The following is a 20,947-nucleotide window of genomic DNA, read 5'->3' as shown; positions in this document are numbered from 1 at the left end:
GACCTGTATGGCCAGCATGCATGAAGATGAGATCCGTTTAGAGTCTGAACTTCCGGCGACGGTCGCGGCATCACGCGTCCTGACACCTAACCTGGTGGTGCTTCTTGGGAGCACCTCGGCCCTGGCCGGTCTCGAATTGATGCGGCATATGCGAGTCCTCAAGCCAGGCGATCAGCAGCGCGTGGCCCTGGTCTATATCGATACCGACGATCCTCCGCCCCCCCTGGTCGAGTTTCGCCACCAGCACAACAATGTCTTCCTGGAGTTTCCCCTGCGCATCTCGGTCCCTATTGGCATCTCCAGCGCCACGCGCATCGATGCCAGTGACCAGCATACCTTTATCCAGCAGCGCGTACCACAATATTTTACCAATGGCGCAGGCGGCATCCGCAACAACGGTCATGTCGCGGCCTGCTTCAATTATCAATATATTCATGAGGTGCTGGAGCACGCCCTGGTAGCTGTGGCACGCCTGGGCAGCGAGCAGAATATCTCTAAGACTGTGGGCGTGCAGGCCAATATTGTCGCCTTCCTCGGCGGCGGCACCGGTAGCGGCATCCTGGTAGATATCGCCGTCATGATTCGCGAAATTCTGACGCACCACCAGTATAAACAGCGCATCAATGTCTTCTGTATGCTTCCCGAGGCCATAAATGGCGCGACCGCCAACGATCTGCGCTGGCGCAAGAGCAATGCCACCGCCTGCCTGCTAGAGGTACTGGCCTATAGTCGCGCCGCCGCCACATCTCCCACGGGCGAGTATCAGAAATATATGCGCAACCGCATGCACCGCCTGACCAACGACCCCATCGCTAACGAGATCTACCTGATCGGCAATGCCTCTATGAACGACAGCATCGATACAGCGCGCATAGTCGGCATGGATCTCTTTCAACGTACAACGAACGCGGCTGGAGTTGGCTTCCTGGAGCATTCAAAGTGGCTGGATCGTCGCACCCTTGGCTCGACGGATGACCGTGGCCTGCCCACACTCTTTGGCACGACCTGTCCGTTTGAGGTACGCTTCCCTGCCCCCGAGACAGCTCAAGCCTTCGCCCAGGTCTCGGCCTCCTACCTGCTTCCCCTCCTCGCCAGTTATCAACCTGCCACAAGAGAGACGAGCGAGAACGAGCGGCGGGCCTGGAGCAAGGAATGGAATAGCGTAGGGCGCATCGAGGCCGACGAGAGTAATCCCTTCGCAGTGCGCCTGGGCGTCTTCCGCAGCAGCGATTTCGAGGAGGCCTCGCAGGCCCATCTCGATCTCCTCTGGGCTAAACTAGAGCGCTTCGAGCTCAATACCGAGGCGCGTATGCAAGAGGTCATTGACTTGAAGGCTCGTGAAGAGCATCGACATATTGAAGGCGTCAGCACCTTTGAGGAGAATGATACGGGTCAGACAAGCCTTTTTAACCGGCGCGTGCAGCATCTGCGTTCTCTCCAGCAGGAGTATCGCTTTATGCTTGAGCGCTTGCAGGAGGGAGAGCCACCCAGGGTCCCCATGCGCCCCTATGAGCTTGAAGAACGACTTGTGCACCAGCCCCACCTGCCTGGTGCCCTGCGCCGCGTCACACGTGACTACGCCGGTGCCCTGGCCGAGGCATACAATGAGCGCCTGCGCCGCCACGCCCTGGCTACGCGCTACCACTTACTGGAACATCTCCTGCATGATCTCAATGAACGCGTGCGCGAGGCCCTCAATCAGTCGCTCTCCTGGTTTCAGAGCGCCAGCACCACCGAGCGGGCGCGTGAACTGCGCCTGAAGGGTCAGGCCAGCATGGCCTGGTATGGCAAGCTAGAAAACCCTCACCCTCACCAGCGCCATCTCTTCGACTTGAGCACGCTGCGTACACTCAATGATCACAACATCGCTGTGGAGCGCCTCTATCGCTGGTCCACGGCTGGAGACATGCCGCTGGAAGATGAGCAACAGGCCATTAACTACCAGGACTTCATCAAGCCCTGTACCGAGTTTCTTGCGCGCACGACCAGCGCCCCCGGCAGTAATACGCTCTCCATTGAGCGCTATATCGCCGCCCGGTTGGCGGACCGCGTGGTCGATTTCTTTCGCGAGTACTACACGAAACGCTTCGCGGATATGAATCTCTTTGAACTCCTCGATAAGGCTACGCCACCGGCGTATAACGGGCAGACGCGTGGCGAGCAGATCAGTGGCTACTTCATCGCGCACCTGGAGCACATCTATGGCCTGCTCTCTAGCCTCGTGACCTTTGAGGCCGAACTCTGGCCGGAGGGCCTCTCTACGCTGGATAGCTCGCTCTTTATGGGGCTGGCCTGGCGCGATGGCAGTCAGGAGGCCCTCTTCAAGCAGGCCCTACAACATATGAGCGCCTTCGCCAGTCATGGGCAGACCCCGCTGGTCAACGTCATGCATGATCCGCATCGTCTGCAAGTCAGCTATGGCCTGCACGCACTGAGCCTCAGCACGGTGCGCGACTTCTATCTCGAACACAATAGCGCCATGGAATGCTACCAGCATTTCCAGCGCGCCTGGGAGGAGAGCCATGGCACCGGTCTGATGCCGGTCCATAGCTCAGGTGAGGCTGAACGCCTGGTTACAGACAGGAACGCGCTCGGCTATGCTCTTCCCCTGCCCGAGATGGTCATCCGCCGCTCCTCGACTCCAGTGATACAGCCAACGTCGCAAACAAGCGATCAGAAGCCCGCTGAATCCTAAGAAAGGAGGGGGACCATGCGTGCACCTATTCATCTCCGTTTTCGCCCGGGGCTGGTCATCTTCGTCGATGAGACGGGGCAGCATATTTGCGCACAGTTCATGTCGCTCCTCCAGCGGACAAAGCCGGACAGTGTTCTCTGCCAGGGTATGGCCCTGCTTCAGCTCGACACACAGAAACGCATGGCAACCCGACTCCCCCTGACCCGCCCACTTGAGCAGGCGCAAATATCCACAGCAGAGGCAAGACCTTTTGAACTCCTGGTCACACACACCTTGCAAGAGATCCAATCCAACCGGCTCATCACGGGAATTACACGCGCGGGCTATCCTGTACCTGATCCTCGCGCACAAATTTATATCATTGGAGATCCCACACGCAGCTCTCTCGCCCAGGTTCAGCAAGCCCTACAGGCTCAACTACAACGCAACAATAATCATTCGTTCATCTGCTCTATGCTCCGCACCCAGCAGAGTAACCAGTTGGAAGCACCTCTGAAGCTTGTGCTCCCAGCTCACTTCTGCTACCTCTATCAAGGGAACTCGATCCAGCCACAGCAGGCCTTTCTCTCGGAGGACGAGACCTGCTATGCCATCGCGGAGGCGCTCTTTACCCTGCTACTCACCAGTATCACGACCGAACCCTTCTTCATGGAAATGATTCGTGGTGGCACCAGTCCGGCCACGCCAATTGTTGTGGGTAGCCTTAGCACCAGCCTGGTGCTCTCTCCCCGAGAGACCATTCAAGACTACTGTGCGTTACGCCTTGGTAGAGATCTCCTTGAGCAATGGCGGCGCTGTCTCCAGGAAATGCCTATCGCGACAAACAGGCGGGAGGAGCTACAGACCGGGGCGCGTGGCTTCGCCAAGACGCTTACCCACTGGCTGGAGGACAGTCACGAGCGTCCTCTAACCAATACCACACACGGCTTACATTGGAGCATGCATCCACACCAGCACCCAGAGCACCTCGCCCCCAGCCTGGATGGGCTACGCTCAACGCCTCCATCTCAGGTACCAAACTCTGAAGACGCTGCTCGGCTACACAGCCAGCTCTCAGAGCAAGCGCAGGCGCTCTTCGCCTGCTTCTGGCCCGAAGCAGTACAGCACGCCTTCACTCACCAGCCTGGAGCGGCTATGAACTGGAGCGAGCTGGTCGCGTGTCGCGCGAAGAAGGCTCCTGAGCGCTATAACGCATGGAATGCAAGCGCCACGCTCGCCTGGCAGGCCATGTCTACACTCATTAACATGTGGCTTCAGCAGATCATTGCAGAGACCGGCCAGGTTGATGAGACCGGGCTACATCTCGCCATGCTCTATATCGACGAGTTTGCCGCGCAAGTGGCACAACTCGAAAGGCGCTGCCTCGCCTGGCAGAGCGTCCATCAACGAGGCTATAACGAGACCATGCGCACATTTGCAGCACGCGCTGGCCTCCCTCAAGCCACACCTGGCGCACCCAAAGAGCCACCTCAGGCAGACAAGCAGCCTTCGCCAGGCCTGACCGCTGAAGAGGCAGAAATCGCTCAACGCCTGGGGGAGCGTCTCACTCGGCGTGAGATCCGAGTACCTTCTCCAGCGGCTCAGGCCCTGGTCGCACTCCCTTTTCTCATTGCCGTACTCATCACCCTGCCTCTCCTATATCCCATAAGCGTATTAGCAAACATCATAGCAAGCGTGAGCACAGCTACATTCCTCGCGCATGGCCTCTTTCATTATCAGCGTCAGCAGGCCGTGCGCGTTGCCCGATCCGACCTACTAGACTTCCATCGCCTGGCGTATATCCACCGCTGCGAGCTTCGCGAGGACGAACTGCGCACAAAGCTCTTGCGGGAGCTACAAGACAGAGTCCACGATCTACGCGAGCGTCTGCATAACCTGGCCCCATGCTTTGTAACTCTACGCGACCAGTTTAACGAGCAGGCCGAGCGCCTTCAGCAGGAGCTCTACAACAGCCCTGCTGGATCGCGCGACGTGCTTGTGGTCAATGGAGAGCTCTTGCAGCGTGGGCTGAGTAATATACTTGAGGAGATCGTCGAGCAGGTTAATAAGATGCGCACGCTCGCCCCCGTACAGCCCTGGCATCAGACCCTGCCAGCCATCCAGCAGCACTTCTTGCGCACGCTTACAGCGACAGGCCAGAGCCTGCCTACCAGCAACCAGGATAACCTGCGCCGCCAGCTCATAGCCTTCGCCCGGGAGATTATACAACCATACTGCTCCGGCGAGATGACGGAACTCGGTCCCGCTCTTACGAAGGATGATTCCTGGCGCGAAGCCTTCACACAGGCGCGTAAGCTACTCTACCAGCCGGGACCTGGCATGTCTGAGCAGAGCATGACCTTTGTGTGTGGGCGTGAAAGAGAGCTACAACGGAACGCGCTCCATATCCCTGACGACGCCTACCCTGTATACCTGTCCGAAGCACATCCCTGGCTCATTATCGCCACCTTTAGTCGCGGCAACTTGCTGGCAACGGAGGAAAGCTATGTACGAACCTACACCCACGCCCACCACGACAGCGACCCAGCCAGTTCAAACTCAGAGTGAAGAGCCGTCATCTGAGCCCTTGAGAGACATCATTCGCCAGTATGCCGGTTGGTACCCGCGCTGGTGGCTCCTGGCCGCGTTTCTCTGTACATTTGCCATTGTCGTGGGCATGCTGACCTGGGATGGCCTGCTCTGCCCCTCGGCCAGGATTAGCAGTAGTGACGCGCTCATCTGCCACGTGCCTGATGTACCCTATCTCTTCCAGATCGTGCTCATCTGGCTGCTCTTCGGTCTCCTCTGGCTCCTCACCTTCACCTTTGGCTTCAAACTCGCCGAACTGCCTACAGATCAGCCAGGCACATTTGGTAGAATCCTACGCGCCTGTACGGCCTTTGAGCCACTGTATCCCACGCTCCTGGCTCAAGGAGCTATCTCCTGGCTCCTCATTAACATCATGTGGTGGCGCGACAACTCACCGCCCATCCCCTTTGCCCTGCTGGCGATCAGCGTCTTCATCGCCCATTGTAGTCTCTTTCACCACAGCCCACCTGCGCGGCATCGCCTCTATCTCAGCACTTACGGCCTGCTCTGCCTGCTCCTCTTGCTTGCTGAGGTTCTCTTCAAGCGCAATTTTCAAGCCCACCTGGGAGATGAATGGCTGCTCCTGACCATCGAGATCCTGCTTGTATTCGTCGGCATTGGCGCCATCTTCTGGCACTCCCAGCCCACCAGGCCAGTCAGGCACCAGTTACCAGCCAGCATGAACGCCTCCATCTCGCCTCTCACCGTCCTGAGCAGCCTCTGGCCCTTTAACCACCTCTTCCCACCACAACGGTAATTGCTGGCCCCACATCTCGGCACACGCCCAAAGACTTCACTGGGAAATTTTGTCCGAACAAATTGCCACATAAGAACCTGGGAAGTCATCGTGTGTGATGACTTCCCAGGCCAGCCACCAGTAGCCGCGTACGCAAGTAGCGGACGTGCTACCGCTGGCTAGCTGTATATGCAGTGTTATTCTGCTCGATCTGGCGAATGTGGACGAGATCATGCTCGCCCCAATGCTCAAGCCACTTCTCGACGGTAAATTCGCCGTAGCCGGGATGGAAGCCTGTGCGCGCCCAATCTTCCTCGCTCAGGAAAGTCAGGATATTCAGGCTAGCCGCACGCTGAATAGCGAAGTCGTGCAACAACTCGCTCACAGCGTCGCGTGAGGTGTTGCGATGACTATGCCACTTCTTCTCATCATTATCAGCAAGCGTAGGATGTTCCTCTTTGACCATACGCTCCACACGCGTGCGCATGACAAACATCTCGTCGTCTACCAGGTGAGCCAGGATCTCGCGTGTGCTCCACTCCTCCGCGCCCAGGCGAAAGTCCAGCACCTCATCGCTTAAGCTCGCGGTCAATCCCGCCAGCGCCCCATGTGTCTGCTCCAAAGTAGCAATTAATTGAGCACGATTTGCATTCATATATGTTTATCCTCATCTCTCAAATATGCAAACTAACTATCCTTACTTTAACACACCTACAAGCCCAGGCGTTAGCAATGGCTTTCGATTGCATCCATCATTTTTTTTGATACTACAGAGAAATTCTGAGAAAATACAAAATTCAGTCAAATTTTGCGTTAAATCGCTTCCCTAAATCGCGACATAGAAGTAATAGACATGATAGACTACTTCGAGAGGGACGTACCGATGGAGAATATGGACGAAGCCATACACAATATAGAAACCATCCTCATAAGCGAGAGACCGCGCCTGCTGCGCCTCTGCACCCGCCTGGCTGGAGACGCACACGTGGCAGAGGACTTGGTACAGGAGACATTGCTAGAGGCCTGGAAACATCTAGAAGGCCTGCGCGAGCCAGAGAAGATTTCTGCATGGCTGTCAGGGATCGCGCGCAACGTCTACCTGCGCTGGGCCCGTCAGCAGGGACGCCAGCAGGAGCAAAGCCTTCAGCTAGAAACAGGGCCAGATGAGAGCCTGAATATCCTTGAAGAGACACTGGCCGATAACTTCGACATGGAGGTTGAGCTGGAGCGCAAAGAGTTGGCCGAGCTACTGGACCGCGCCATGGACCTGCTTTCACCCGAGACTCGCACCTCACTCCTTGAGCGCTATGTGCGCCAGTCATCGCTCTCCGAGGTCGCCAGCCTGATGGGAGTCAATATTCATACCGCCTCTATGCGCCTCAAGCGCGGGACCCTGGCCCTGCGCCGCGTCCTGACCGACGAGTTTAAACTGGAAACAGAAGCTTACGCTCCCAATGAGAGCGCGGAATGGACTCAGCTCGCGCTCTGGTGTCACCACTGCGGACAACACCGCCTGCTGGGAAAGCTCGACCCGGTACAGGGTGATCTCTACTTAAAGTGTCCCGGCTGCTGTCCACGTGTGAATGACTATGTCTCCTGGAATACCGGTATCAAGTTCCTGGAGGGCCTCAAAAGCTTTAAGCCCGCGCTCACACGCCTGGAAAAATGGTCCAGCAACCATTACCGCACCGCTCTACGAGAAGGCTCCGTCACCTGCACCAAATGCGGTCAACCCATTCCACTCAACTTTGGTATACCTGCCGATACGTCAAGCTGGGTACGCCAGCACAACAGCATCGTTATTGACCTGCGCTGTAATCACTGTGACTCTCGCTGCCATACCTGTATGGATACTCTGGCCTTCGACCTGCCAGAGGTCCAGGCCTTCCGCCGCCGCTATCCACGCATCCGCCTCCTGCCACCACGTCAGATTGAGGCCGAGGGTGCGCCCGCGCTCGTCGCCACCTGTGAAAGCATTACCAGTGCGGCCAAAATTGAGGTCGTCGCGACTCGCGAGCGTTTCGATGTGCTCAGCATCTATGGAGGTTAGGCAATGGAAGCAAACATGAAACAGGAAAAGAATCTTCAAGCTGAGCAGAACACAGAGCTACCAGAGAAACGCTCGCTGCCCATCTACGCGCTCTTCCTCGCCAATACGGTCTCCCTGATTGGCGATAGATTGATGTTTATCGCTATACCCTGGCTGGTCCTACAGACCACGGGCAGCGCGTCCAAAGCGGGCATTACGGCCTTCTTTGAGATGCTCGCGGTCGTGCTCTCATCCTTCTTCGGTAGCCAGCTTCTTGATAAGCTGGGATTCAAGCGCGTCAGCATCCTGGGGGACGTGGCCAGTGGCATCGCGGTCATGCTCATTCCCCTGTGTTATGAGACCATCGGCCTCAGCTTCTGGCAGTTGCAGGTCCTGGTCTTCCTGGCAGGCCTGCTTATGACGCCGGGCAGTTCGGCACGCTATGCCCTCCTACCAGACCTGATCAAGCTATCGCGGATGCCTGCCGAGCGGGCAAACTCGCTCTATGATGGGGTCAGCCGTGTCTCTGGCTTCTTTGGCGCGCCCCTGGCTGGCATACTGATCCTAGTTATTGGCACCAGCAACCTGCTCTGGGTGGATGGCGCGACCTTCTTCTTCTCGGCCCTCCTGCTCGCCTGGAGCATTCCAGCGAGCAAAGCAAAGCCACGTGAGCAGGGACAAGAGCAGGGCAACTATCTGCAAAATCTGAAAGAGGGGCTGACATTTCTACGCGGCACACCGGTCATGTTCGCCATCGCCATCACCATCATGATTACCAATATGCTCGACCAGGGAATGTCTGGCGTACTGCTGCCAAGCTATGGGCAGAAGATACTGGAAAGCCCGGTTGCGCTTGGCTGGCTGAGCGCGGCCTGGGGGGGGCGGCCTTCGCGGGAACCCTCCTCTTCGCCGCCATTGGTCATCGCCTCCCCAGGCGGCTCACCTTCGGCCTCTGCTTCTGCTTTTCGACGATCCTGCGTTTCTTCGCGCTCGCCCTGGGCCTGCCCCTGCCTATACTCATTGTCTCTTACGCCTTAGGCGGCGTGGCAATCGGTCCTATCAATCCCATCTTGAGCACCATGGAGCAGGAGTTAGTCCCGGCAGAACTGCGGGCGCGCGTCTTCGGCGCCCTCACCGCCATGGCTTTCCTGGGCATGCCCATCGGCGGGCTGATCGCTGGCTTCCTCGTCGACTGGCTCGGCATCACACCAGGAATCCTCATCTTCGGCTGCATCTACCTGCTCTCAACCATCTCCCTCCTCTTCAATCCCAGCCTGAAGGGATGGATCAACCTAAAAGGACTACCATCACCGATGGTGTACAATAATGTGCCTTGATGAATACATAAGAAAAAGGGGAATAGAACCATTGCAATCATTTACTCAACTAGCTGCATATAATAACGCCGTCTGGTGCGATACTATCTGCCGGTCTCATAATATCCTGGGGGAGTTTCATGATGATTTCTGGGTTTGCCAACGACAAACGCCAATCTATTACCCCAATCTCGTGACGCTCATGCCAAAAGCCAACATTAACCTTGAGCATAACACTCTTGCTGAGCTTCTTACTACTAAAAGGGAATACAGTGTTTCCGTGAAGGATAGTTTCGCGACCCTGGATCTCGCCCCCTTTGGGTTTGAGCAGCTCTTTCAAGCACAATGGATCCTCAGGGAATTATCTGGAGAAACTGCCTCGACGAGAGACACTGATCTCCAGTGGCGGCAAATCACATCAGAGAAGGAACTGCTACGCTGGGAAGAGGCATGGTCCCAAACATCTTTGTCTCAAAATCAACTCTTCCTCCCTACACTCTTGCATGATGCAGACATCTGCTTTATCGCAGCTTACAAAGCAAAGCAGATCGTAGCAGGAGCGATTGCTAATAGAACTACCGGAGTAGTAGGCCTCTCCAACGTCTTTACTCCCGAGCAAGAGCCGGAAAAATACTGGGAAGGATTGGTCAGCATGATAGCTACCTGCTATCCTGATCTTCCTATTGTTGGATATGAGCAAGATGAGAGCCTGGAAACTGCATTACGCGCTGGCTTTACGCTCCTTGGTCCATTAAGTGTGTGGCTAAAATAGCAAAGAGATATATCGATAAACTTAAAAACGTGACATACTAATAGGGGAACCGGTGCGGTCTACTGGCTGCTCCTGGTGGTAAGTAAGTGTGTATTTTTGCTAGAAAGCGATGTATGTATGTCAGATACACAAGTGACGAGCTTTGCTGAAGATCGCTATGAGCGGATGCAGTATCGCCGTAGCGGCCGTAGCGGGCTGCGCCTGCCGGCGATTTCGCTGGGAGCCTGGGAGACCTTTGGTGGTTATCGCGGCGAAGAGGTGGCGCGTGCCTGCCTCTATCGAGCCTTCGATCTGGGCATCACCCATTTTGACCTGGCCAATAACTATGGTCGCCCTCCGGGCAACGCGGAGAAGGTGGTGGGGAAGATCTTACGCGATATGCCACGCGATGAGCTGATTATCTCGAGCAAGGCAGGCTATTATATGTGGCCCGGCCCCTATGGCGATGGCCTCTCGAAGAAATATCTTGTGGCGAGCCTGGATCAGTCACTGAAGCGCCTGGGTCTGGAGTATGTGGATATCTTCTATGCGCACCGTCCCGATCCCGAGACACCGCTGGAAGAGACGATGGCGGCCCTCGATCTGATTGTGAAGCAAGGCAAGGCACTCTACATTGGCGTGAGCAACTTCACGGGGGCGCAGTTTGAGGAGGCGGTAGCGATCACCAAACAGATGGGCCTGGCGCCTATTACGATCCATCAGCCATACTATAACATGTTGGGACGCGGGCCAGAGCATAATCTCTTTGATCATACGCTGCGCGCGGGGAGCGGTGTCATTACTTTCAGCCCCCTGGCACAGGGTCTGCTGAGCACCAAGTACCTGGGCGATAATATCCCCAGTGATTCACGCGCGGCTGAATGGTGGGACAAACAGCACGCCGAAAGGATGCTCACACCTGAGAAGCTGGAGCAGATTCGCGGCCTGAATAAGATTGCGCAGGAGCGCGGCCAGAGTCTCGCGCAAATGGCGCTGGCCTGGAATCTGCGCCACAAGGCCGTGACCAGCGTTCTGATCGGGGCCTCGAAGGTCGAGCAGATCGAAGAAAACGTCGCCGCGCTGAAGAATCTCGAATTCAGCGAGGATGAACTCAAGGCCATTGATAAGATCTCGCCCGTGCAAGTGTAGGCGAAGCCTACGTGGTACACCCGCCCTGTAGGGTCCATGCTGGCATGGACCCTACAGGGCGGGGCAAGGTTAACTCGCCAGCGAAATGAAGGCGATATCAATGGAGGAGTTATACTGGAAGTCCCAGTAGGAACAGATGCCCCAGCCTCCTCCGTCAGCGTACCAGTTGTAGTTACTGGTATGTACACTCTTATTGCTGGTTATTGACTCGACGATGCCGACATGGCCCAGGCTGCCCGCGCCCTGCACATAAGGTTGAAGGGCGATAATGGCGCCCACCGTTGGCGTGCGTGAGACTACCCAGTTGTTGCTCTTGGCTTGGTCAGGCCATTTCCACGCATCGCCAAGCCAGGGCACCCAGACGCCATGCACCTGGTGAAAGCGGTAGGCTGCCCAATAAGTACATTGTCCTGCGGGAAAATTGTTACTCTTGCCAGCCACTGGCTTAGGAGCAGGTGGTGGCTTAGGAGCAGGCGTTGGAGTCGGGACGGGAGTTGGAGGTTGTTTAGGAACGGGAGTGGGGGTTGGCGTTGGAGATGGAGCCGGGGTGGGTTGAGAGGGTGGAACCGGCGTTGAGCCTTGAGGCAGGGGGTGGTCAATATGCATAAAGTAGACATCACCACTACCAGGGGGACGGTCATATGTGTGCTGAGGATCATAGGCTAGAATGGCGCGCTCAAATTTCTGGTATGAGCGAGGCTTGCCAGGTTCGGGCGTATAGGCGTTGCCCAGGGGTAACCCAATGTGCGTCAGGCCATTCATGCCAGTAGTGCCAAAGAGGCGGTAAAAGCTCAGGATATTCCCGGCAATGGTATAGCCTGTCTGCTTACAACGCCAGGTGTTGCTATCAACCACGCTAAAAAATTTCGCGACCAGAGGATTATCTAGACCAAGCATTCTATTCTCCTCCACCATCACATATCCACGTCCAGGATCAGTAGAAGTGTCTATACCCTACATTAGTGTCGCTATATTGTGTTGAGATGCTCAAGATAAGTATACTCTATAAATCGTGTATTTGTATAGTGTATGTTTTCTCCCAGGTAAGTCTTCGCGCCTGCAGCCCTCTGGGTAAGGGGTGTAGGTGGCAAATGCTGCAAAGCAACATTTGCCACCTACACCCCTTACCCAGAGGCGAGCTTGCGAGCCGGGACAGACTTAGAGGGGCTTGCCGCTTGCTCTTCAGCCTTTTTCGGGTTAAGATACGCTTTAACAAGCGCGCAAGCGTAATCCGGGAGAGAGCTAGTAACTATGCTGATTCAAGATACTGTCTTAATTAATGATTGGCATCCTATTGCCCGTTCTGCTGATATTGTCGAGGGGAAACCGGTTGCGGCACGTTTACTGGGCGAGGACCTGGTATTATGGCGTAGCGCGGATGGGGAGATCCATGCCTGGCGCGATCTCTGCATTCACCGTGGCGCGAAACTCTCGCTGGGCAAGGCAACTAAAACGACGCTGGCCTGCCCATATCACGGCTGGGTCTATAACGGCGAGGGGCGCTGCATTCGCTTCCCCGCCCATCCTGAGCAGTGTCCGCCTGCTAAGGCCCAGGCGAAGGTCTACCAGGCCCGTGAGCGATACAACACCATCTGGGTCTCGCTGGGAAAGCCAGAGCATGATATACCCGTCTTTCCCGAGTGGGGCGACCAGAGGTTTAAGGCTGTCGTCTGTGGCCCTTACAAGGTGCACGCCGGAGGGCCACGCCTGATCGAGAACTTTCTGGATGTGGCACACTTCCCCTTCGTTCACCAGGGAAGCCTGGGCGACCTGGAGCATACAGCTCTCTCTGATTATCAAGTCGATGTGACGCCGGATGAAATTGTCGCCAACGACATCTGTGTCTGGCAGCCTAATCCCATTGGCATAGGCCAAGGCGCGTATATGCATTATATTTATAAAGTTCTACGCCCTCTCACGGCTTACCTGGCGAAGCAGGACGAGGATAATTCAGGGCTGGCCCTGCTCTTTACCATCACGCCTGTAGATATCGATCACTCCCTGGTCTGGACCTATGAGGCGACAACGACAAAGGATGAGCCGGACGAGGAGATCATCAAGTTCCAGGAGGGCATCCTCTTCGAGGATATTCCAGTCGTCGAATCACAGCGGCCCGAACTCCTGCCCCTGGACCTCCAGGCCGAGCTACACCTGCGCTCAGACAGGCTCTCTATCGCCTACCGGCGCTGGCTGCGCGAGAAAGGCGTCACCTTCGGTACAGCTTGATAAAGCGAAAAAGGGAGAGGTGCGTTAGCGCACACTCTCCCTCGCATGTTCCCGGCAAGAGGGCATGAAAGAACAAGCGATATGTCTGTCTCCCTGCTAACCTGTACTATCAGGAACATCCTATTTATAGGCGTTTGTGTTAGCACAGGGGGAATCGCTGGTCTTGTAAATCTTGGCCCAATCGCCCGGAGGTACAAGGCTCTGCGCATTATCCACAACTCCCTGCACGCAGGGCTTGAGGACATAGCTCGTAGCACGCTGGTCAATGGGAATCCAGGCGACATCATCCACAAGTTGCTGCTCAATCTGATTGTACTGGGCGAGGCGCTCAGTATTGTTCTGATTGACGTCAGCCTTCAGCATCAAGTCCTGCATCTGCTTCTGCATCGAGACCGTCTTGGAATTCCCCATCCCATAATTGGTCGAGTTGTTAGTTGAGCCATTGCCAAAGAGCAGGGTCGTCCAGTCCTCAGGATCGGGATAATCCGCGCCCCAGGCCGCAAACCACATCTGCAATTTGCCATTGCCCACGGTATTGGAGACATCATCCAGGCGTTTGTTAAAGTCCTCGTCGTTAATGGTCACCGTGACACCCAGAGCATCCTTCCACTGTTGCTGTGCAAACTGGAAGAGGTTCTTGGCAGTCTGTGAGCCACCAGAGGCGACCGTCACCGTCACAGCAGGGAAGTTTGAAAGGGTGTAACCCTCCTCCTGCATACCTTGCTGGAAAAGCTGCTTGGCCAGGTTTTTATCGCCCTTTGTGCTGGTCACGCCACCAGGAGCCTTGAGGTTGGGATTATACCCTGGCATACCTTGAGGCACGATGTGGTTGGTCGCCAGGCGCGCACCCTTGTTGATACGATCCTGAATGGCGTTTTTATCAATGGAGAGGGCAAAAGCCTGGCGGATCTTGATATTGTTAAAGGGCTTGGCCAGGTAGTTCATCGCAAAGTAGTCGATGGTCAACTGAGGCACCTGGCGATACTGCTTATTGGGCAGGGAGCGCGCCTCATCCAGGTTAGCAGTTGGCACGCCAGCCTGGTCAACCTGGTTGGTCTTGTAGGCCTTGTAGGCCGTCTGTGGGTCTTTGTAGAAGGCGTATACCAGTTTCTGCAACTGAGGCTTGCCCCCCCAATAATTGCTATTAGGCGCAAAGCTGACCTGCTTACCAGAGATATGCTGGTCTAGTTTGAAGGGACCTGAGCAGCCACCCTCGTTCAGGTGCTTGAGAAAATCCGTATCGCCATACTTCTGCACAAAGCTTTTCTCCACAACATACGATGTCGGGTAGGTCAGGGCTTGCAAGAAGTACTGCGCGCTCTGGCTGGTCACGATCTTGACCGTTGTAGGATCAGGCGCGAAGAGGCTATCATTGATCAACGTGGGAACCTTGCCTGCAAAGCGCTTGTCTGAATCCTTGATCAGGCTCAGATAGGCTGGAGCCACCGTCGACTTCAGCTCCGGCTTGAGCGCACGGTCAATGCTGAAGATCACGTCGTCTGCGGTGATGGGATTGCCATCGCTGAACTTGAGGCCGTCGCGCAGCTTAAAAGTCCAGGTTAGACCATCGCTGGAGGTGCTCCAGTTCTGGGCCAGTTCGCCATACACCTTCAGATTATCATCGAGCTGTACCAGGCCTACAAACATCAGATTGAGAGCGTTAATCGAAGGGGCGTCAGTCGAGAGGGCTGGATCGAGTGTCGCGACATCCGATATACCGCTCACCGGAATGACGTACACCTGCTTGTCGTTAGAGAGCTTGGCTCCAGACCCATTACCATTTCCCCCTGAACTACCACCACAGGCGGTAACAAGCAGGGCCAGCAAGGTAAGAAGCACTGGCCAGATAAGTATAGAGCGTTTTCTACCCGAAGGCATAACATTAACTCTCCTTTGAGGCTATAACGTACACTAAATCACAAAAAAGACAATACGACTACAGAATAGGTTGTCGATATGAACTGACTACCTGATGCCGTGCGAGGAGTTACGTATACTGCCCTATCAATTGTTGTGAAGCCAATAACGAGGAGAAAGGTCGATCCTTCGCTCTCGACCGGCATCTACCTGCGCCCTTCAGGGTATTTCGCAGCGCCAAGCCACTATAGTACGGCTTCTCTTCACCCAAAATGTATACATACGTTGCTTAACTATCCTACACTAATTATACGTCGTTAACTTCGTAGATCTCACATAGAAAGAAACATCAAGGAGTAAAAAGAAACAAAATGCTTGATAGAAGGAGGTATGAAGAAGGGTATATAACCGGCTCCCCAGGTCTGGGGAGCTGGTTGAGTGATGCTATTCTGCGACGTAGACGCGCGATTCCCAGGGGAGAATTGGCTCGCGCCCGGCACGCTTGGTAGGCACAACACGATCCTGAGTGACTTCGCGCCAGCGCATGCCTTTGGGCAGTTGAGGCCAGTTGTTGATGACGTATTCCGAGCGCTTACCCTTAGGGTTCGGGGTCCCGTAATCACTGAAGTTGGCTACGATGACCACTTTATTGCGGCTATCTGGCTCGCCACGCACCCAGGCCATAATCCGCTTGCCATCCGCGAAATCGCTATGGATAAACTCCGTCTCGTTGACCCATAACGATTCGCAATTGGTGCGCAGGCGCACGAGGCGGGCCACGTGATCTACAATGCGCGCACGCCAGGGATCATAGCGCCGCTCAAAGTTTACGGCATCACGCTGCTTCTCCGGTCCCTCCGCAGGCGTGTCATGCTGGTCGGCAAACTCCTCGCCAGCCAGAATCATCGGGACACCAACGGAGGTAATCAGACAGGTAAAGGCCAGCTTGATGCGCTGCTCCTTCTCGTCGACCCCGCAGCTATTCAGGTAGTCGAAGAGTCGCTCATTTCCATAGCCCTCGACATCATGCGAAGTGACGTAGTTGATGGCCTGCGAGCCATCACCAAAACCCACCAGGCGGCAATCCACCATTTTCTTGACGGTCTTCTCGAAGCTCTCCTCATCGGGATGCTGCTGACCGATAATGGCCGCGCGTATATAGCGCTTAAAGTACTCGTTCCACAGACTATCCACGCGATGCTGATGCACCAAGTCGAGGGGCATGTCCAGCTCTTCACCGGTGACCAGGAAACGTGCGCCCGCGATCTCAGGCTCGTTGCCCTGCTCCACCCAACGCGCCTGGTAGACGCGATGCCCCAGATCTTTAAAGCTCTCGACAAAATCCCAGCTCGCGATATTCACGATGCTATCGATGCGCACGCCATCGATACGATAGTAACGCATCCAGTGGTCGAGATAGGCCAGCATAAAGGAGCGCGCCGGAATAAATTTGCCTTGCTTCCCAGTGAATGGGTCATAGCCCTCGACCTCGTGGTTATACTTGAACAGGTCGCTACCAAAGCCATCGCGCTTGATATCCCCCACATACTCTTCGGGATCGCCAGAATTCGCCTTGACAAAGAAATCGGCGTAGTTGATTGAGCGGTAGGGATTGCGGGCCGCAAAGGCCATGACAACATCCGCGAAGAAACGCACGCCATTTTGATGGCAGGCACGAATCAAGCGCGCCAGCTCGGTCGTTGGTGCAGGCCGCCTGCCCTTACCATAACTGCCCAGGTTATAGTCGGCAGTAAAGTAATTGGTGGTGGCATAGCCCCATCCACCATCGACATAGCTATCAGCGGGCGGCAACAACTCCAATGCCGTAATGCCCAGGTCACGGAGATGCGCTCGCCCCTCCTGCAACACAGTCAAGCCAAAGAAACTGAAAGGTATGGCCCCAGGATCGACCAGCGCCAGGACATCACGAAAGTTGCCACCCGCGACCTGCACGCCGCCCTCTTTGCGCATTCTAGCCCAGGCTGTGGGCAGTTCATAGATAACCAGTTGCGTGTTGACCGGCAGGGTCTCCAGAGGGGGATCATTGCGCCAATCGGGACTCTGGCCCTCGGGATCGCACGACACCAGCTCACCATCCCGATACTTCACCACGCTCGCCGGATAGCGGTCTTCGTCGCCAAACGCGTCATCTTCTGGCTTTGGCGAGAGCAAACGCCAATCGACATTGAGGGCGAAGGGATCGGTACAGAGGATACGCGGGTGGCTTTCCTTGTAGGCATTGCTATCGGTGACCTCAAACCAGTAGTGATAGATCTTACCGTTTTCGAGCTGGCAGTCCTTAGCCGCAATATCCCATAATCCCTCACCTTTTGCCGAAGGAGATAGGGTAAAAGCCTGCTCCTGGCCTAACGTTGGCGGTTCCCCAGGCACAAACTCACCGATAAGAAGCCTGGGAGCAGGATCGGTAACGGCGGGGCGCCAGAGCGCGAAGTAGGTTCTCTTATGTACCAGGAGGTTGGCCTCCGGCTGTGTCTCTGCCGGAGTTTTGATTACTTGCATCTATTACTACCTTTCACACGAGGCGGGTCTGCTCATTTTATGTAGGGGGAATGGCATCGCAAGAATACCCTCACATATATAACTCGTATCACAGGCATAAATAGTCTCAACAAGACGACTTGAGTCTCTGCGTCAGACCAAAGGCCTTGCCTCTACCATTAAACAGACATACAATACAGGCACAGCAAAAGCGAAAAGGATCAATCTACATCATGAAATTTGCGCTTAATACTCCCAACTTTGGCGCCTATAGCGACCCCCGCTTGCTCGCGGAACTCGCCCGGGAAGCAGAGGCTGCAGGTTGGGATGGCTTTTTTATCTGGGACCACATTCATCCGGGCCGCAACCTCGTAGAGCCAACAGCCGATCCCTGGATCGCGCTGGCCGCCATGGTCATGACAACAAGCAAAATTACACTGGGTTCGCTGGTAACGCCCTTGCCACGCCGTCGTCCCTGGAAGCTTGCTCGCGAGATCGTCACTCTTGACCACCTCTCGCAAGGACGCGTTATCCTGGGGCTGGGCATCGGCTCCGACCGCCGCCAGGAGTATAGTGGCTTTCAAGAGTCCGCAGACAGCAAGCGCCACGGCGAGATGCTCGATGAGGGTTTGGAGGTGCTTTTGGGGCTCTGGAGCGGCGAGCAATTCAGCTACGCGGGCAAACACTACCAGGTCAACGAAGAAGTTTTCCTGCCTAGACCAGTTCAGCAGCCACGCATCCCCATCTGGCTGGCAGGAACATGGCCACATAAGAAGCCCTTTCAACGCGCAGCACGCTGGGATGGCATCAATCCTATCTGTTGGGATAAAGCCTTGACCGCCGAGGATTATCGCGAGATTCGCGCATATATCCAGCAATATCGCACCAATGACGCACCTTTTGATGTCATCGCGAGCACACTTGAAACAGGCACGGACCCCGAAAAGGACCGCGCAATCGCCAGGGCCTATATGAATGCTGGCGTTACCTGGATGCAAGAGCGCATTGAGTGGCATACCAGCGTACCGCAAGCACTCGCACGTATCAGGCAAGGACCCATCCGCATCTAGCCAGCCAATAAGATACTTTTTTTGTGCAATAAGGTGAGCACTTGAGCAGGCAGGAAGGAGTCGAACTGCCCTGAATGAAAGTAGCCCTTGACCCATAGAAACCAAGGGCTACTCCGCTTAGATTGGCAAACAGGCTCTCTTTTCCTGTCTGTGTTATGGTTCTCTTCAGCTTTGCTTATGTCATTTGCCTAAGAGAACATGATCCATGATGAAACCTCGCCACGATCCTGGTAACAACGATGTGCAATATTCTTTGCAAAAAAGCTGACTGAATGGCAAACTTCACCTGGAGCATGTGGACAGTGCACACGGTATGGCACGCAGATGCGGGCGGTCAGTCCGCTGTGAGCGGAGTCTCGTATGTAGGTCTTGACATCCTGTATGTTCTTCGGTTATTATAAGATAAATCAAGCAAAGGAGGGCTATTCCCATGAAAACTCTATCTCTGCTCCTCAACCTTCTGGAAGGGACCCTGGCTTGAGTTCTGAGCTCCCATCATGTGCGATGGTAGAGAGCATCGCTCTCTGGTGAACAAATCAGCCGGACGCCTCTAAAGTAGAGGGAGTCTCTGTACTCCTGCCTCCCCTTCCTTTCCGATTCCTCGTTGATTTCCCACTGACTTTGTGGAAAGGAATGACTATGCCCATTTTTGTGTCCGGTCTTGAGTTGAGCCGCCAGTTTTTTCATGAGGCGGTTCGTCCGTTGGTAACTTCCGTGTTTCCCGACCTGCGCTATGCCGCCGCCCTGCTTGGTCAAGGCAGCGAGGTGCTTGGTTTTGACAATGAGCTGTCTGTTGACCACGATTGGGGGCCACGTTTGTTCATTCTCCTGCAAGAGGAAGATATCGGGCAAAGGGACGCGATTGGCGACCTGTTGAGCCACAGCCTCCCTGAAACATTTGCGGCGTATCCTGTCTCGTTCCCAGCCCCTGTCGAGCCAAGGATGCGCGTTATGACTAGACCGCTTGCCGGACCGATCAAGCATCGCGTGATCGCGATTACCGTGCGCGACTTTGTACGCGTTCAGCTTGGCTACGATCTGACCCAACCATTGGAGGCAGCCGACTGGCTCACCTTCCGGTCGCATCTGCTGGGCGAGTTGGTTGCCGGGGAAGTCTACCAGGACGAGGTGGGCGAACTCACGGCGGTCCGCGCGCGCTTTGCCTGGTATCCTCATGATGTGTGGCTGTACCTGCTGGCCTGTGGCTGGCAGCGGATCGGGCAGGAAGAGCATCTGATGCCGCGCGCTGGCAGTGGGGGAGACGAGCTTGGCTCGGCGCTTATCGGCTCGCGCCTGGTGCGTGATATCATGAACCTGTGCTTTCTGCTGGAGAGGCAGTATGCTCCCTACCCCAAGTGGTTTGGCACAGCCTTTGGGCGATTACGTAGCGCACCTGAACTCGCGCCCCTCCTCTGGCGCGCCGAGATCGCGAGCACCTGGAGTGAACGCAGCGAAGCGCTTGCCCAGGCGTATGAGGTGCTGGCCCGTCTACAAAACAAGCTAGGAGTGTGTCGGACACAGCCATCGACCGTGTCTCGCTTCTATGACCGTCCCTTTCCCGTCATTCACGGAGAACGGTTCGCTCAAGCTCTTGTGGCGCAGATTGCCGACCCGGCAGTCCGACAGCTTGCGGCAGGGCGGCTGATCGGGAACATCGATCAGTGGAGCGATAACACCGATATGGGAGGAGTAGCGCGAGAAAAGCTTCGCCAACTCTATGGGTAACTGAGACTCGCTCGCGGTGAGGCGAAACTTCCCCTTTCGTCTCACCTGCAGTTTCCCACCTTATCCAGATGCTTCCCACAATGGCGACTGCATCACTACAATTCGCATGGGGGATTGACATCAAGGTTTTTTTGCAAGGGATACTGCACGTCGTTGTTACCGAGGTCGTGGCGAGGTTTCCCTCACTCTGAGCGATCGCCAGCATCGAGAAGCCAAGCTTGCGTAAGGCCACCACCTGTTGATAGCGGGTCAGGCGCTCCCCTCGCTTTGCTTGGCTAATCGCAGCTGCCTTTGGATGCAACTTTGGAGGAGGGTTCGCAGGTGCC

14 protein-coding genes and 1 pseudogene are annotated in these 20,947 nt (G+C 55.6%); 11 read left to right on the top strand and 4 right to left on the bottom strand.

All coding sequences use genetic code 11. From position 1 onward, the window contains the following. Nucleotides 1-7: 7 nt before the first annotated feature. Genes JMJ16_RS41405 through JMJ16_RS41395 form a run of 3 tightly spaced genes read left to right on the top strand, consistent with a single transcriptional unit; the run spans nucleotide 8 to nucleotide 6,020 of the window. Nucleotides 8-2,695, top strand: a complete 2,688-nt coding sequence (locus JMJ16_RS41405; protein ID WP_201391076.1) for a tubulin-like doman-containing protein — start codon at nucleotides 8-10, stop codon at nucleotides 2,693-2,695. 15 nt (nucleotides 2,696-2,710) lie between these two features. Then, nucleotides 2,711-5,242 carry a hypothetical protein gene (locus JMJ16_RS41400; RefSeq protein WP_201391074.1) on the top strand — a complete coding sequence of 844 codons (2,532 nt, stop codon included), beginning with the start codon at nucleotides 2,711-2,713 and terminating at the stop codon, nucleotides 5,240-5,242. Further along, a complete protein-coding gene (locus tag JMJ16_RS41395; RefSeq protein WP_201391072.1) occupies nucleotides 5,181-6,020 on the top strand; it encodes a hypothetical protein in 840 nt (279 codons plus the stop codon). The genes JMJ16_RS41400 and JMJ16_RS41395 overlap by 62 nt, the downstream gene beginning before the upstream one ends. A gap of 148 nt (nucleotides 6,021-6,168) precedes the next feature. On the opposite strand, the gene JMJ16_RS41390 is transcribed toward JMJ16_RS41395, so the two are convergent. Then, nucleotides 6,169-6,654: a DinB family protein gene (locus JMJ16_RS41390; protein ID WP_201391070.1), complete on the bottom strand. Its 486-nt coding sequence runs from the start codon at nucleotides 6,652-6,654 to the stop codon at nucleotides 6,169-6,171. Between the two features lie 237 nt (nucleotides 6,655-6,891). On the opposite strand from JMJ16_RS41390, the gene JMJ16_RS41385 reads away from it, so the two are divergent. The 5 genes and pseudogenes from JMJ16_RS41385 to JMJ16_RS41365 all read left to right on the top strand — a co-directional run bounded on the left by JMJ16_RS41385 (nucleotide 6,892) and on the right by JMJ16_RS41365 (nucleotide 11,244). Next, complete coding sequence (locus tag JMJ16_RS41385) at nucleotides 6,892-8,049, top strand: RNA polymerase sigma factor (RefSeq protein WP_201391068.1); 1,158 nt, start codon at nucleotides 6,892-6,894, stop codon at nucleotides 8,047-8,049. Between the two features lie 3 nt (nucleotides 8,050-8,052). Then, a pseudogene (locus JMJ16_RS41380) lies at nucleotides 8,053-8,898 on the top strand (MFS transporter); the annotation flags it as partial. Beyond that, nucleotides 8,886-9,365, top strand: coding sequence for an MFS transporter (locus JMJ16_RS41375; RefSeq protein ID WP_307813385.1), 480 nt, complete (start codon nucleotides 8,886-8,888; stop codon nucleotides 9,363-9,365). The pseudogene JMJ16_RS41380 and the gene JMJ16_RS41375, both read left to right, overlap by 13 nt. Before the next feature lie 31 nt (nucleotides 9,366-9,396). Further along, nucleotides 9,397-10,116, top strand: a complete 720-nt coding sequence (locus JMJ16_RS41370; protein WP_201391061.1) for a hypothetical protein — start codon at nucleotides 9,397-9,399, stop codon at nucleotides 10,114-10,116. A gap of 117 nt (nucleotides 10,117-10,233) precedes the next feature. Next, on the top strand, nucleotides 10,234-11,244 hold the full coding sequence (locus JMJ16_RS41365) for an aldo/keto reductase (protein ID WP_201391059.1): 1,011 nt from the start codon (nucleotides 10,234-10,236) through the stop codon (nucleotides 11,242-11,244). A 69-nt stretch (nucleotides 11,245-11,313) separates the two neighbouring features. Here JMJ16_RS41365 and JMJ16_RS41360 read toward each other — a convergent pair whose 3' ends face one another. Continuing rightward, nucleotides 11,314-12,141 carry a CHAP domain-containing protein gene (locus JMJ16_RS41360; RefSeq protein ID WP_236601919.1) on the bottom strand — a complete coding sequence of 276 codons (828 nt, stop codon included), beginning with the start codon at nucleotides 12,139-12,141 and terminating at the stop codon, nucleotides 11,314-11,316. Between the two features lie 354 nt (nucleotides 12,142-12,495). Between JMJ16_RS41360 and JMJ16_RS41355 the strand changes: the two genes are divergently transcribed. Then, complete coding sequence (locus JMJ16_RS41355; RefSeq protein WP_201391055.1) at nucleotides 12,496-13,470, top strand: aromatic ring-hydroxylating dioxygenase subunit alpha; 975 nt, start codon at nucleotides 12,496-12,498, stop codon at nucleotides 13,468-13,470. 120 nt (nucleotides 13,471-13,590) lie between these two features. On the opposite strand, the gene JMJ16_RS41350 is transcribed toward JMJ16_RS41355, so the two are convergent. Both JMJ16_RS41350 and JMJ16_RS41345 read right to left on the bottom strand, forming a co-directional pair. Further along, a complete protein-coding gene (locus JMJ16_RS41350; protein WP_201391053.1) occupies nucleotides 13,591-15,348 on the bottom strand; it encodes an ABC transporter substrate-binding protein in 1,758 nt (585 codons plus the stop codon). Nucleotides 15,349-15,771: 423 nt separating this feature from the next. Further along, a complete protein-coding gene (locus JMJ16_RS41345) occupies nucleotides 15,772-17,847 on the bottom strand; it encodes an alpha-amylase family glycosyl hydrolase (protein ID WP_201391051.1) in 2,076 nt (691 codons plus the stop codon). Nucleotides 17,848-18,059: 212 nt separating this feature from the next. Between JMJ16_RS41345 and JMJ16_RS41340 the strand changes: the two genes are divergently transcribed. Next, entirely contained in the window at nucleotides 18,060-18,896 is an 837-nt protein-coding gene (locus JMJ16_RS41340; protein ID WP_201391049.1) for an LLM class flavin-dependent oxidoreductase, read from the top strand. Between the two features lie 639 nt (nucleotides 18,897-19,535). Beyond that, complete coding sequence (locus JMJ16_RS41335; protein WP_201391047.1) at nucleotides 19,536-20,621, top strand: DUF4037 domain-containing protein; 1,086 nt, start codon at nucleotides 19,536-19,538, stop codon at nucleotides 20,619-20,621. Nucleotides 20,622-20,947: the final 326 nt, after the last annotated feature.

The organism is Ktedonobacter sp. SOSP1-52, from assembly GCF_016587395.1.
This window is presented reverse-complemented; position numbering and strand designations above follow the sequence as displayed.

Bases quoted from the DNA above. Each gene is read 5' to 3' on its own strand.
- JMJ16_RS41365 (WP_201391059.1), top strand. From the start codon at position 10,234: ATGTCAGATACACAAGTGACGAGCTTTGCTGAAGATCGCTATGAGCGG.
- JMJ16_RS41340 (WP_201391049.1), top strand. From the start codon at position 18,060: ATGAAATTTGCGCTTAATACTCCCAACTTTGGCGCCTATAGCGACCCC.
- JMJ16_RS41355 (WP_201391055.1), top strand. From the start codon at position 12,496: ATGCTGATTCAAGATACTGTCTTAATTAATGATTGGCATCCTATTGCC.
- JMJ16_RS41395 (WP_201391072.1), top strand. From the start codon at position 5,181: ATGTACGAACCTACACCCACGCCCACCACGACAGCGACCCAGCCAGTT.
- JMJ16_RS41345 (WP_201391051.1), bottom strand. From the start codon at position 17,847: ATGCAAGTAATCAAAACTCCGGCAGAGACACAGCCGGAGGCCAACCTC.
- JMJ16_RS41400 (WP_201391074.1), top strand. From the start codon at position 2,711: ATGCGTGCACCTATTCATCTCCGTTTTCGCCCGGGGCTGGTCATCTTC.
- JMJ16_RS41405 (WP_201391076.1), top strand. From the start codon at position 8: ATGGCCAGCATGCATGAAGATGAGATCCGTTTAGAGTCTGAACTTCCG.
- JMJ16_RS41390 (WP_201391070.1), bottom strand. From the start codon at position 6,654: ATGAATGCAAATCGTGCTCAATTAATTGCTACTTTGGAGCAGACACAT.
- JMJ16_RS41385 (WP_201391068.1), top strand. From the start codon at position 6,892: ATGGACGAAGCCATACACAATATAGAAACCATCCTCATAAGCGAGAGA.
- JMJ16_RS41335 (WP_201391047.1), top strand. From the start codon at position 19,536: ATGCCCATTTTTGTGTCCGGTCTTGAGTTGAGCCGCCAGTTTTTTCAT.
- JMJ16_RS41360 (WP_236601919.1), bottom strand. From the start codon at position 12,141: ATGCTTGGTCTAGATAATCCTCTGGTCGCGAAATTTTTTAGCGTGGTT.
- JMJ16_RS41350 (WP_201391053.1), bottom strand. From the start codon at position 15,348: ATGCCTTCGGGTAGAAAACGCTCTATACTTATCTGGCCAGTGCTTCTT.